This is a genomic window from Paenibacillus sp. GCM10023250, from assembly GCF_042653205.1.
GTDB lineage: Bacteria > Bacillota > Bacilli > Paenibacillales > Paenibacillaceae > Paenibacillus_Z.
This window is the reverse complement of the sequence record NZ_JBHSHY010000018.1, coordinates 1-12512: the sequence shown is the minus strand read 5'-3', so window position 1 is coordinate 12512 and position 12512 is coordinate 1. Positions and strand designations below refer to the sequence as shown.

Below are 12512 nucleotides of genomic sequence, written 5' to 3'. Positions count from 1 at the left end.
TCAATCCTCCGTTGGCTCTTGCCCGTTCTCCGCTTCGTAGCGGTAAATCGTCACCGCGGTATCGCCGTAATGTGTCTGCTTAATTTGGTTGTAATGCGCCATCGCTTCGGGATAGAGGTGCTCCGCGTCGTGCTCGACGACGACTTTCGCGCCGTCCTCCAGCAGTCCGCGTTCCGCCAGCTCTCCCATTAGGACATCCATATCCTTGATCCGATACGGCGGATCCAAGAACACAAGCGCGAACTTCAAGCCGCGTTTGGCAAGCGCCTTTACGGCCCGAGTGGCGTCAGTTCGATAAATTTCCGCACGGTCCGACATGCCGGCCGCCTGCACGTTCTGCTTCACGACTTCGATGCTGGCCCCCTCCAAGTCGACGAATACGGCTCTGTCCGCTCCCCGGCTCAACGCCTCGATGCCCAGTCCGCCCGTGCCGGCGAACAAATCGAGCGCCAAGCCGCCGTCGAAATACGGACCGATCATACTGAAGATCGCTTCCTTTACTTTATCGGTCGTCGGGCGCGTGTTCGTGCCCGGCACCGCTTTTAAAGACCGGCCTTTCGCCGTGCCTGATATGACTCTCAATGCTGCGAGTTCCCCTTTCCTCTGCTACCTATCCGCATACGCTAAATATCGTATCACAATTCGACCGGGAAATTAAGAACGGACGGTCGCATTACGAAAAAATCGTTCTCCGCCGCAGTTTTCCCTGCTAACAAAAAGCGTCCCGCCGAATGGCGGAACGCTTTTCTACTATTAATAATGCGGATTATTACGCGTAATGGCAAGCTGCCCAGTGATTCGGCTCGACTTCGCGGAAGGCCGGCACTTCTGCGGCGCACTTCTCCGTCGCGAACGGACAGCGCGTGCGGAACGGACAACCGCTCGGCGGATTGATCGGGCTCGGCAGGTCGCCGGAGAGCACGATTCGTTCCTTGTTATCGACAACGTCGAGATCCGGCACCGGAATTGCCGACATCAGCGCTTTCGTGTACGGATGCTTCGGATTCGCGTAGAGCTCTTCGCTCTCCGCGAGCTCCACCATCTTGCCCAAATACATAACGGCCACGCGGTCGCTGATATGCTTGACCATCGCCAGATCGTGCGCGATGAACAGGTACGTCAGGCCGAAATCGCGCTGCAGATCCTGCAGCAAATTAACGACTTGCGCTTGAATCGACACGTCGAGCGCGGAGATCGGCTCGTCGCAGACAATGAATTTCGGATTGACCGCGAGCGCGCGGGCAATGCCGATCCGCTGGCGTTGGCCACCGGAAAATTCATGCGGATAGCGCGACGCGTGCTCCGGGCGAAGACCGACGCGGTCAAGCAGGCGTTCGACCTGCAGACGGCGGTCCTTGCTTCCGTTCGCCAGGCCATGGATATCCAGCGGTTCGGCGATCAAATTCTCGACCGTCCAACGCGGGTTCAGCGAAGCATACGGATCCTGAAACACCATTTGCATTTCGCGGCGCAGCGCCTTCAGCTTCGAGCCTTTGGCTTTCATGATGTTCTCGCCCATGAATTTCACGGCGCCGTCGGTCGGCTCGTACAACCGCAGAATCGTACGGCCGGCGGTGGATTTGCCGCAGCCGGACTCCCCTACCATGCCGAGCGTCTCGCCTTCGCGAATGCCGAAGCTCAGGTCGTTGACGGCTTTCAGCGTCTGATTGCCGCCGACTTGGAAAAATTTTTTCAAGTGATCGACTTCGATCAACACGTTGTCTTTCTTGCTCATGCGCTCGCACCCTCCTTCATGGCCGGGTCATGGAGCCAGCAGCGCGCCGTTTGCGTCTCGCTGATTGGATAATTAACCGGGTCGTTGTCGACGCAGATGCGCATCGCCTCGTCGCAGCGCGCGCAGAACGCACAGCCCTTCGGCGGTGCCGACATATCCGGCGGCGTGCCGACGATCGGGACCAGCGGCTCGTCCTTGCTGTGGTCCAGGCGCGGCAGCGAACGCAGCAAGCCTCGTGTGTAAGGATGCTGCGGGTTTTTGAAAATTTCGTACTTCGTGCCGGTCTCCACGACTTTGCCGGCGTACATGACGACGACGCGGTCGCATGTTTCGGCGACGATGCCAAGGTCATGCGTGATCAAAATAATGGACGTGCCCGTTTTCTCCTGCAGCTCTTTCATCAACTGCATGATTTGCGCTTGGATCGTAACGTCGAGCGCGGTCGTCGGCTCATCGGCGATCAGCAGCGCCGGGTTGCACGCGAGCGCGATCGCGATCATGACGCGCTGCCGCATGCCGCCGGAGAACTGATGCGGGTACTGGCGCACGCGGTCCTTGGCGTTCGGGATGCCGACCAGCGTCAGCAGCTCGATCGCGCGGTCCGTCGCCTGCGATTTCGTCATGTTCTGGTGCTTGATCAGCACTTCGGTAATTTGGCGGCCGACCGTGAGCGTCGGATTCAGGGACGTCATCGGATCCTGGAAGATCATGCCGATCTTGTGACCGCGGATCGCTTCCATCTCTTTCTCGGTTTTCGTTAGCAAATTTTCGCCCATGAATTCGATGGAACCTTGCTTGTATTCGCCCGGAGGCGTAGGGATCAAGCGAAGAATCGATTGGGCCGTGACGCTCTTGCCGCTGCCCGATTCGCCGACGATCGCTACGGATTCGCCGCGGTTGACATCCAGGGTGACGCCGCGCACGGCTTGCACTTCTCCACCGCGCACATGAAACGAGATATGCAAATCGTTGATGCGTAGTATCGGATCGTTCATATAGCTCACTCCCAGCGCTGAAAATTTATTTTTTCATTTTCGGGTCGAATGCGTCCTGCAAACCGTCCCCGAAAATATTAAAGGCAAGCATCATGATGCTAAGCAGGGAAGCCGGAATAAACATCGTCCATGGATACAGCGTCCACGACGAAATGGCTTCTCCGATCAAGGAACCGAGCGACGCGGCCGGCGATTGAACGCCAAGACCCAAGAAGCTCAGGAACGCTTCGGAGAATATCGCCGACGGCACCGACAGGGTCACCGTTACGATGATTGGACCGAGCGTGTTCGGAATCAGATGTTTGAACAGAATGCGCGCGTTGCTTGCGCCCATCGACTGCGCCGCCAGAACGTACTCCTGGTTTTTCAGCTGCAGGATTTGGCCGCGCACGATCCACGACATCGTAATCCAACCGGTAATCGACAACGCGATAATGATGGTCGTCAGGGATGAGCCCATGACGACGCTGAGCAGAATGACGACGAGCAAGTGCGGGATGGCGTACAGCATTTCCGCGATTTTGTTCATGGCGCCGCCGAGACGTTTGCCAGCGTAGCCCATGATGCCGCCATAGATAATGCCGATGATCAAATCGAATAGCGCGGCCGCGATGCCGACCGTCAGCGAGATACGAACGCCAAGCCAAGTCCGGGTAAATAAATCACGGCCCAGGTTGTCTGTTCCGAACCAGTGCTTGGCCGACGGAGCCGCGAACGTATTGTCGAGGTTATTCGTATACGACGTATACGGCGACAGCATCGGACACACGATGGACAGTATGGCGACGGCGATCAAAATATACAAACCGGTCATGGCCCATGTGTTGCTTTGGAGCCGTGCCCACGTTATTTGCCAAGTTGAGCGGCTTTCGGTTACGATAACCTCGGCCTCGGAATGCTTCTGTTCCAAACGTTCGAACGGAGACGGAGCAGTTTGACTCATGATTTAACTACACCTCCGCTCAATTTAATGCGTGGATCCACAAAGATATACAAGATATCCGTAACGAAACGTGCAGCCATCAGAATGACGGCATAAAAAATCGTAATCCCCATGATAAGCGTATAATCACGGTTCATGACGCTATCCACGAAGTAAGCGCCCAAGCCTGGGAGTCCAAAAATTTGTTCGACGACGACGGAACCGGTAATGATATTCGCGGTCATAGGTCCCAAATACGTCACGACGGGCAAAATCCCGTTGCGCAAACCGTGCTGCCACAGAATCGCGCGCGGCGTCAAGCCTTTGGCTTTCGCGGTGCGGATATAGTCGGAGGTAAGCACTTCTAGCATGGTAGAACGAGTAAGACGGGCGATAAAGGCGATCGGAAGCGTGGACAAAGCAATCGTCGGAAGCACGTAGTCCAACGGACCTTCCAAGCCCGCAACGTGAAACATCGGTATTTTTACCGCCAAAAAATATTGAATGATCGCGCCGATAACGAAGTTCGGCACCGAAATGCCGATAACGGCAAGAAACATGGCCGTATTATCGACGAGCCCGCGATGCCGCAGGGCAGCCATCATGCCCAAATAAACCCCGATAATGACAGAAACAACGACTGCGATCGCACCGACTTTCGCAGACGTTCCGAAGGAATCCGTAATGATGCTGGTCACCGTACGGTTTTGGCTCTTCATCGACAATCCGAGATCGAACTGAAACAGCTTTTTCATGTAGATCAAGTACTGCTCGCCTAGCGGCTTATCCAAACCGTAGTGCGCCATGATGTTTGCCTTAATTTCCGGTGGAATAGCCTTCTCTTGGGTGAAAGGGTCCCCAGGGACTGCTTTCATCAAGAAGAAGGTTGCGGTGGCTAAAATAAGAAGGGAAAACACGATGTTGATAAGTTTACCACCCAAGTACCGAACCATCTTAAGCACTCTCCAATCATAGAGAAGGGATATATATGGGTATACCACATATATCCCTATGTCCCCTGAATTCTTAAATCGTATTATTTTTCGATCGAAATACGCGTGTAGTCCACGTTACCGCTGAAGTCAATCACGTAGTTCTTGACGTACGGCTTGATCAGCTGTGCGGAGGAGTAGTAGTACAGCGGCATGATCGCTTGATTGTCGCCGATGAGGATTTTCTCCGCTTTCGCCATCGCGTCAACGCGTTTTTGTTGATCCGCCGTAGCGTACGCCTCTTTAACCAGCGCGTCGTATTCCGGATTTTTGAAGCCGATGTCGTTGTTGCCGCCATTCGACGTGAACATGTCGATGAACGTCATCGGATCGTTGTAGTCTGCGCCCCAGCCTGCGCGAGCGACGTCGTAGTTCAGGCTTTGACGGTTTTTCAAGAAGACTTTCCATTCCTGCAGCTCGAGTTTGACGTCGATGCCGAGGTTTTCTTTCCACATGTTCGCGATCGCTTCCGCAACCGTTTTGTGCAGGCCTTCGTTGAATGCGAGCGTGAATTCAGGCATTTTCGTCATGCCTTCTTCTTTCAGGCCTGCGGCAAGCAGTTCTTTCGCTTTTGCAACGTCTTCTTTGAAGTAATCGTCTTTCACTTCGGAACGGTATTCGCCGTTCACGCCGTGGATACCGGTCGATACGAAGCCATATGCCGGCACTTCGCCAGCTTTCGTGACTTTGTCGACGATGTCTTGACGATTGATCGCCATCGAGAGCGCTTGGCGGACTTTAACGTTGTCGAACGGCTTCTTCGTGTTGTTGAAGTTGTAGTAGTACGTGCTTGCGATGCCTTTGATGGACAGCTCTTTGCTATTTTCTTGACGGTACTTGTCCAGTTGCTCCGGCGGAATTGCGCCCGTAGGCTTCCCTGCCCAATCCAGCTGGCCGGTTTTATACATGTTCAGCTCGGTGTTCGGATCTTTAACCATCGAGAATTTAACGCTCTTCAGCTTGATGCTGTCTTTATCCCAGTAGTTTTCGTTCGGTACGAGCTCGATGGAATCGCCGTGCTTCCACGATTTCATCTTGAACGGTCCATTGCTGATGTAACCTTTCGCTTCCGCGAAGTTCGCGTCTTTTTTCACCGGATAAGCCGTGAAGAACGCCGCGATGTTCAGGAAGTATGGCGTCGGGTTTTCCAGATCGACTTCAAGCGTCTTGTCGTCAAGCGCTTTAACGCCGACTTGGCTCGGATCCGTGATGTGATTCGGGTTATCCTTCGCGACGTTGTAGTTCTGGCCGTTCTTGATGTAGTAGAGCTGGTAAGCGTAAGGAGCCGGCGGGTTGAGTTTCGGATCGAGCGTGCGTTTCCACGAGTACTCGAAGTCTTGCGCCGTTACCGGGTCCCCGTTGGACCATTTTGCGTTGTCGCGCAGATGGAACGTGTATTTTTTGCCGTCCGCGGAAACGTCCCATTTCTCGGCTACGCCCGGTACGATGTTGCCTTCTGCATCTGTGCGCACCAGACCTTCGAACAGGCCGGTAAGTACCGTAAACGATACTTGGTCTTGCGCTTGGGAGACGTCAAGACTAGGCGGCTCGGACGTCAGGTTCATCCGGAACGTCTCGGCGGAACCCGATCCGCTCTTCCCGCAGGCTGACAACACCCCCGTCAGGACCAGCATGAGTGAAACCATAAGCAGCATTTTCTTCTTCATTCTTAAGAGCCCGCCTCCATGCAAAATGTATAATTTTTTAAATCCTGTAGCCAATCATACATCCTTTTTTACAATTTGTAAAATACAATTTGAACGCTTGTAAAGATTTACTATCCCCTTGTGTCAGCTTAGTTAACACCAACGTGACTGAAAACGAATACATCGTTGCTGCGCCTCAGTTTCCTTATTCATTATATCCGTAAAACAAAAATGCACCGCAAGCCAATTTCTGGCTTGTGGTGCTCATGCCCGCGATGGTGCTTATTTACTTGTCGCAGCGTTACCTGTCGCGGTATTGCCGGCCGAAGCGTTGCCCGTCGTAGCAGTGCCCGTCGCGTCCGCAGCGTCTTCAGTTGCCGCGAGCGTATTCGTGATTTGCGCCTTCTTCTTCAGATCGTCCAACCACGTCGCCGACAGATCCGATACTTTCGACTGGATGAGCTGTTCCTTGATCTCGTCTTTCTTCTCGGCCAGCGTCGCCGGTTTGGCTTCATGACGGTCCGTGACTTTAATGATGTGGTAGCCGTATTGGGATTTGACCGGTTCCTTCGTCATTTCGCCGACCTTCAGCGCGAACGCCGCTTTCTCGAAAGCCGGGTCCATCGCGCCTTTGCCGAAGAAGCCGAGGTCGCCGCCGTTGTCCTTCGTACCCGTGTCCGTCGATTTTTCTTTCGCCAGCGTCGCGAAGTCCGCGCCGCCTTCCAGTTGCTTAATGATCGCCTCTGCTTCTTCTTTGGTCGCCACGAGGATGTGCGACGCCTTGACCTCTTCCGGCTGATCAAATTGCGCTTTGTTTTGATTAAAGTAATCTTCGACGTCCTTGTCCGTCACTTGCGCTTGCGGCTCGAGGATTTTGCGAATCCGGAGCTGCATCGGCGTTTGCGCCTTCAGGTCTTCCAGCGTCATGCCGCTTTGCATAAGCGCGCTCTCGAAATCGGCTTCCGACGGGAAGCGCTTCTTAATATTTTCGATTTCTTTGTCAACGTCGGCAGCTGTGATGACGATGCCCTTCTTGTCGGCTTCCTGCTTGATGAGCTCGTCCTGGATCAGGTTGTCCATCGTTTGCGCGCCGCCGAGCTTGGCCATCGCGTCGTAGAGCTGGTCTTTCGTAATCGAGACGCCGTTGACGGAACCGACGGCTTGCTTGTCCGAGCTGCCGCCGAATGGAGGCTTGACCAATACGACGATCAGAATCAGCGCGAGACCAAGGGAAATATACATCCACGCCTTGCCGCCGCGGGACGGCTTCGAGACGAATGCCGCCGGCGCCGGCCGGCGTTCGTCTTCTTCGCGCTCCTCTTCGTCCCGCTCGAAAGGCTCGTCCTTATGCTCGTCCGCGTTCGCGAGCCCGGCCTCGTTCGCCGCTGCTTCGCGTTCGCGCGCGGTTTCTTCCCTATCCGCGCTCGCTTGGGCAGTGTCTTGCTCCAACGATTGCTCGCTGTCCTTCTTCAATTCTTTCTCTTTGTCGTTCAACTTGAAATCTCCCTTCCGGCAATTAGCAGTCGTCTTATCTCTACTGTGTCACTATAGCAGAAAAAATATCGACAAACCTTAAGAAAAGATAAAAGTTGACGCGACATCTATCGTTGCGATTCTCGCGCGCTTCGTTATAGCAGCCAAACATGCACGGGCAGCAGAAGCACCGGTGTAAAGACCGCGCTCGCCGCCATCGAGAAGCCGCTCAGCCCGCCGCGCTCCTCTGATTCCGCGAGCAACCGCGCGGAACCGATGCCGTGGGCGGCGGCGCCGATCGCGATGGAGGACGCGATCTTGCCGGATACGCCGCACAGCCGCAGCAGCCACGGTCCCGTCACGCTGCCGAACAGGCCGGTCAGCACGGTCAGCGCCGCCGTCAACGCCGGCGAGCCGCCGAGCCAGCCGGACAAATCCACGGCTACCGCCGAGGTGACGGACTTCGGCAGCGCCGCGCGCAGAAAGGCGCCGGTGCCGCCGAAAGCGAGCACGCACGCGGCGTTGACGAGCAGGCCGAGCGCGCTTCCGGCGAGCGCGCCGAGCAGCAGCGAGGGCAGCATCGCCTTCAGGCGCATAGCGTGCTTGTACAGCGGGACCGCCATCGCCACCGTCGCCGGTCCGAGGAAGAACGATACGAGGTCGCCGCCGATGCGGTACGCGTCGAACGAGATACCAGCGAGGCGCAGGCAGAGATAGACGATCAGCGGCGCGCCGATCAGCGGATGCAGCCACGGGAGCTTGCGGTAGGCGAGGACGGCCGCCGCGTAAACCGCGAGCGTTAGCGTCGTCCCGAGCAGCGGATCGGCTAGCAGGCTATCGTTCATGCTGCGTCTCCTCCCTCTTCTCGCGTCCGCGCGTCAGCCATTTCGTCGCAAGCCCCGTTCCAACCATGACGGCCGCCGTTCCGGCCGTGACGCCGACGAGCGCAGCCAGCCAGGATTCCCCGAGCATGGGCGCGATGGCAGCGGCTCCCGCCAGCAACGGCACGAAGAACAGCATCATATGCTTGGTCAGGAAAGCCGCGCTGCCTTCGATCCATTCAAGCTTGATCACCCGCAAGAACAGCGCGGCCGTCAGCAGCAGCAGTCCCAGCACATGCGACGGCAGCGGCACGCCGGCCGTTTGGTGGAGCAGGAAGCCGGCGCCGTCAAAGCCCATGATGATGCAAAAGCCCCGCACGGCCTCAATTCACCCGGTTAACGACATTCCCTTGCAGGAACGCGCGCAGATTGTTCGCGGCGATCGCCATCAGCCGGCTTCGCGCTTCGACCGTCGCCCAGCCGATGTGGGGCGTGACGAGGCAATTAGCCGCCGAGAGCAGCGGATTGCCGGGCGCCGGCGGCTCCGCGACGAGCACGTCCAGCCCCGCGCCGGCGATGCGCCCTTCGTTCAGCGCCTCCGCCAGCTCGCGCTCCTCCACATGGCCGCCTCGCGCCGTGTTGATGAGCAGCGCGTCCCGTTTCATCAGCGCCAGCGTAGCGCGATTCACGATCCCCTGCGTATCCGGCGTGAGCGGACAGTGCAGCGAGACGATGTCTGCCTCGCGGAACGCGTCTTCCTTCGCAACGAACCGGACGGCCTCCAGTCCGGGAACCCCCTTCGGCGTACGGGTATGTACGATGACGTTCATGCCGAACGCCAGTGCGATGCGCGCGACTTGCTGCCCGATGCTGCCGAAGCCGATCAGGCCGAGCGTCTTGCCGGCCAGATCGCGCAGAGGCGAGAGCGTGAACGAGAAGTCCGGCCCGGCCGCCCACCGGCCGCCGCGGGCCGCGTCGCTGTGCACGCCGACGCGGCTCGCAAATTCCAGCATGAACGCGAAAACCAACTGCGCGACCGCCGCGTTGCTGTAGTCGGGCACGTTCGTCACGACGATCTCCCGCTTCCTCGCCTCGTCCACATCGACGATATTGTAACCGGTCGCCAAAACACCGATATAGCGCAGCGACGGCAGCTCGCGGATAACCTCCGCCGGAAGCGGCGTCTTGTTCGTCAAAATCAGCTCCGCCCCCTTCGCCCGGGAAACGATCTTCCCGTATGAGGTGCGCTCGTATACGGTCAGCTCCCCCAGCCGGCCGATTTCGTCCCAGCTCAAATCGCCCGGATTGAGCGTATACCCGTCCAATACCACAATCTTCATCTGCGTGCGAACCCCTTCCCGCTTTCAACTCAGGCAATGCCTAAGAAAATCATACAACAGGAATTCGGAAGCCGTAACCGATTTCGGGAAAAATGATTTCCAAGTCGAGGTATAAGCCGCCGCAATCTGGGCATTCTGAAGATATCGGCGTCGCGAGATGCCGTAGACAACCGCGGAGAAGACTTACGTTTCCCCATAAGCTCTTCGTCCGGTTTCTCCTCTCCCATGAAAGGGGCCCTTCGAAAGAAGGGCCCCGGATTTTTAATTACCCCAGTAATATCAAGCTTTTTATCACTTTATGTTTTAACATCATCACAAAATAAATCAAATTGATGACGAATTGATGACGAAGATAAAATAAAAACAAGGGCTCAGCTGCTCTTAGATAATCGCACCTGGCCACGATTGTTCTCGCTTTCCTTCAATATAAGGTACAGACAAAAGGCCCGCACATCTTGTGCCGGCCTTGGCATGTTTTGTTTAAGCTGGAACGATTCCCTCAATGGCTACAAAGTGATTTGGCTTGGACGCCAGTACGTCTGCACGGAGGTAAGCCCTAATGACTACTTGGAGCTTACCAAACGCCCCTTCAGCCTCTCTGCTCGTTTCTAAGGTAAGGTTAGTGCGGGTACCAATGTAGAGCTTCGACCAGTCCCCCAGAAGCGCCACGCTCGCGTTATTTGTGGTACCATGTGCAAGGTTGATGGGGACTTGATTGGTCGAGTATTTCTTAAGGCTCTCAAACGACGCTGGAGCCTTCAGAGGCTGTCCCGAAGTGTCCGTAAGCCGATCTACAGCACCGGCTGTTCTCGGGGCCCATATGACCCCTGTAGCTTCTCCGTTGACATTCTGGATCATTTCAGCCGCTTGGGAAAACGGGAAATACCCTTCCAACTTGTCACCGTTAACGCCCATATCAATCTTTTGCAATCCGGAGGTACGGTACAGTCCTAGCGGTTCATCATCGATTCCAGTACCGAACAATGTGGCGCGATCCAATTCTAGGGCGAGAGCTGCCGCAAGTTCTTGTTCTATAATAGAATCAATGTTTTCCGCATCCTCGAACAATTCTACACTTAAACGCACCATTCCAACTAGCGTCTTAGCCTTCAGGTCAGCTGCACCAAAAGTTACGTCAGATTCAGCAATAGGAGCATTTTCAGCTTTCCATGCAACTGCTGGTCCGTTAATAACCTTGGCCAGCGTCAATGCATTGGATTCCATTGGGATGGTTAATGCGCCTGCCTGGATAACCCTAGCTTGGTTGCGCGCCAGGTCGATTACCTCTGTAGAAAGCAATTCCGGCACAAGTACGCCACCGCCGGTAAGTACGTTCTCGGACATTGCACGACGCTCCGCTTCTGCATTCGTCCAGTTTCCGGTTACGATCCCCTTAACGTACTTCCCTAAAGAAAGCGTGCGCTTCTGCCCGTCCATCATATAGGGCTTCGCAAGTGTACTCATACGTTGTTCTCTTTTCAGAGACCGGGTTTCGTTTAGAGCTCCTGCAGCTGGTTCGCCTCCAAGCGGATCTACTTTAGAATCGTTTGAAATTCGGCCCTGATCTACATTGTCCAATTCTTCCAGCGCTTCAATTTGTTCTTTTAAGGTGCGCATTTCTGCGGAAATTGCTCGCACCTCTTCAAGTTTATTTTCATCTGCCATCTGATTTGCCAAAGTTCGTTTCTCGGCCATTTGCTGTTTCAACGCATTAATTTTCTTCAAGTTTCTCATGGTTACACCGCCTTATTGTTTCTAGATTCGAGTACGTTTACAAGCAGTTCAAGCGATTCGAAAGATTCATCGTTATACGTACCTGCTAATGACATTACTTTGCGAATGAATGAGGATACGGAATCAGTTTCGTCCAAGCGTGTAATAACTTTTTTGAAATCAGAAATAATTGTCTCTGGTCTTGCGTTGCCACTCTTAAATGCTGTTACTGCCTTTTCTGCTACTTCGATCAGTTCGAGAAAAGTGTTTTTATAGCTGTTTTGATTAAGCGGCTGCAATACATCGATTGCGCCCCCCAGCTCCATGGCCCTGTCACCACGTTTGATTGACTCGTTAAGCATTTGGTCAATCTGCTCGTCTGATATTTCCCATGCTCCATGGTAGTTTTTCGTTGCCTTGAGACGCCCATCATCAATCATGTTGTAAATCGTTCTTGGATGCACCTTGAGTGTTTCTGCCGCTTCCCTTACTGTCATTTCATCACCTTCCTGAACATTTTTTCTACATGGATAATGCTATCATTGGTGTTTGGACAGGAAGCGGACATCGTACAGACATTTCTTCTGGATGCCGCTTGGGGACTTTTTTTCACGCTAGAGGGGGACGCGGTCTGTGGACATCCCTTCATTTTTTTGCAGCCCGCGGGGGGAAAGGCCCTGGAAAGATAAAAAGGTAGCCGACTAAAAACGTCGGCTACCTTAAATCTTTGTTAAACTATCGTCTCCCGTCCCTCGGTTTTAAGAGTTTATCTCACATATACTCACTCATTCGCAGGATTTCATCACCTTGGCTTCAGGAGAATCTGAAGGAAAGTAAGAAGTTCAACTGGTGGGCTTGGTCTTGGGTATGCGGGA

12 protein-coding genes are annotated in these 12512 nt (G+C 54.9%); all 12 read right to left on the bottom strand.

Annotated elements, in window-relative coordinates:
• The gene (gene rsmD, locus ACFPB1_RS15335; RefSeq protein WP_379226783.1) at positions 1–582 is read right to left on the bottom strand and encodes a 16S rRNA (guanine(966)-N(2))-methyltransferase RsmD; all 582 of its coding nucleotides are present in this window, start codon (positions 580–582) and stop codon (positions 1–3) included.
• Positions 583–769: 187 nt separating this feature from the next.
• Positions 770–1735, bottom strand: coding sequence for an ABC transporter ATP-binding protein (locus ACFPB1_RS15330; protein ID WP_379226780.1), 966 nt, complete (start codon positions 1733–1735; stop codon positions 770–772).
• The gene (locus tag ACFPB1_RS15325; RefSeq protein ID WP_379226778.1) at positions 1732–2730 is read right to left on the bottom strand and encodes an ABC transporter ATP-binding protein; all 999 of its coding nucleotides are present in this window, start codon (positions 2728–2730) and stop codon (positions 1732–1734) included. The genes ACFPB1_RS15330 and ACFPB1_RS15325 overlap by 4 nt, the downstream gene beginning before the upstream one ends.
• A 25-nt stretch (positions 2731–2755) precedes the next feature.
• Positions 2756–3673, bottom strand: coding sequence for an ABC transporter permease (locus ACFPB1_RS15320; protein WP_379226776.1), 918 nt, complete (start codon positions 3671–3673; stop codon positions 2756–2758).
• Entirely contained in the window at positions 3670–4605 is a 936-nt protein-coding gene (locus ACFPB1_RS15315; RefSeq protein ID WP_379226774.1) for an ABC transporter permease, read from the bottom strand. Before ACFPB1_RS15315 ends, ACFPB1_RS15320 begins: the two co-directional genes overlap by 4 nt.
• 83 nt (positions 4606–4688) lie before the next feature.
• Complete coding sequence (locus ACFPB1_RS15310; protein ID WP_379226772.1) at positions 4689–6311, bottom strand: peptide ABC transporter substrate-binding protein; 1623 nt, start codon at positions 6309–6311, stop codon at positions 4689–4691.
• Between the two features lie 261 nt (positions 6312–6572).
• Positions 6573–7784, bottom strand: a complete 1212-nt coding sequence (locus ACFPB1_RS15305) for a peptidylprolyl isomerase (RefSeq protein WP_379226770.1) — start codon at positions 7782–7784, stop codon at positions 6573–6575.
• A 134-nt stretch (positions 7785–7918) separates the two neighbouring features.
• On the bottom strand, positions 7919–8608 hold the full coding sequence (locus ACFPB1_RS15300) for an LrgB family protein (protein ID WP_379226769.1): 690 nt from the start codon (positions 8606–8608) through the stop codon (positions 7919–7921).
• Positions 8598–8963, bottom strand: a complete 366-nt coding sequence (locus tag ACFPB1_RS15295) for a CidA/LrgA family protein (RefSeq protein ID WP_379226768.1) — start codon at positions 8961–8963, stop codon at positions 8598–8600. Before ACFPB1_RS15295 ends, ACFPB1_RS15300 begins: the two co-directional genes overlap by 11 nt.
• A 4-nt stretch (positions 8964–8967) precedes the next feature.
• The gene (locus ACFPB1_RS15290) at positions 8968–9924 is read right to left on the bottom strand and encodes a D-2-hydroxyacid dehydrogenase (protein WP_379226766.1); all 957 of its coding nucleotides are present in this window, start codon (positions 9922–9924) and stop codon (positions 8968–8970) included.
• A gap of 480 nt (positions 9925–10404) precedes the next feature.
• Complete coding sequence (locus ACFPB1_RS15285; protein ID WP_208847114.1) at positions 10405–11658, bottom strand: phage major capsid protein; 1254 nt, start codon at positions 11656–11658, stop codon at positions 10405–10407.
• A gap of 2 nt (positions 11659–11660) precedes the next feature.
• Complete coding sequence (locus ACFPB1_RS15280) at positions 11661–12134, bottom strand: helix-turn-helix domain-containing protein (RefSeq protein WP_208847113.1); 474 nt, start codon at positions 12132–12134, stop codon at positions 11661–11663.
• Positions 12135–12512: the final 378 nt, after the last annotated feature.